General features: G+C 47.9%; 1 protein-coding gene. It reads left to right on the top strand.

What is annotated here, in order from left to right; all coding sequences use genetic code 11:
• Positions 1-65: 65 nt before the first annotated feature.
• A partial coding sequence (locus tag AB4496_RS07280; RefSeq protein ID WP_372130753.1) for a hypothetical protein occupies positions 66-791 on the top strand: 726 nt, incomplete at its 3' end.

Here is a 791-nt window from a genome sequence, read left to right as displayed (position 1 = left end):
AGCTAGGGTGACCAGTTAATTACTACGATTGGTATGGTACCACGGATCGGTAGAAGGAGAGGGCTATGGTATTTTCAACGTTTCAGTTCTTGATCACCACATTATTAGCGGTTGTTTGCGCGAGAGCAATCAGTTTAAGTGAGGGAGATATCCCAGTACTTGCAATGGTCATTCCTGCATTATGGATTCTACCGCAGGGTGGTATCGCAGGTTTAGCTTTGCTTGCTGCCATGACCACTTACGGTCTAACCCTTCCTTTGCAACCCATCACGCTCTCAGTCAGTGTGTGGGTGTTATTCCCACTATTGATGGTGGTCTTTTCAAAACGTAGCAGTTTGTCGGTCGTGATTATTTCTGGCTTGATCGTCGCAACGCTACAAGTCGGGATCATGGTGACGCAATCCGCAGGAAAGCTTGATGGCGTTCCGTGGGTTACCACGCTGCAAACCTTGTCGATCATCGTGATTTGGTGGGCGGCCAATCATCTTAAACCAGCCAGTCGACACAGCTGGTGGTCATTAGGCTTAATACTTCCATTATGGATGGCCGATTTACCTTATGCCGCTTTGGTTGCTTTGTGTGTCACGGGTATCATGGCATCGATGGAAACACTGACGCGCTTGAAAACTTTCCGTTGGAATAAGCTGTTGTGTTGGACATTGCCAACTGTCGGTTTTGCGGCTTTGGTGATAACCCCTAGTATCGAAGTGCCTAGTCCCGTTTTTGTGGTGTGGTTATGTTTGTTGGGCACCGCTTGGATGACAGACTACATCCTTCGCACCGAAGATAAT

Origin of the sequence: Vibrio sp. 10N.222.46.A1 (genome assembly GCF_041473595.1) — a bacterium.
In the GTDB taxonomy this organism is placed as follows: Bacteria; Pseudomonadota; Gammaproteobacteria; order Enterobacterales; family Vibrionaceae; genus Vibrio; species Vibrio tasmaniensis_A.
Note: the sequence above shows the minus strand (reverse complement) of the source record. Positions and strands in the feature narration are given on the sequence as shown.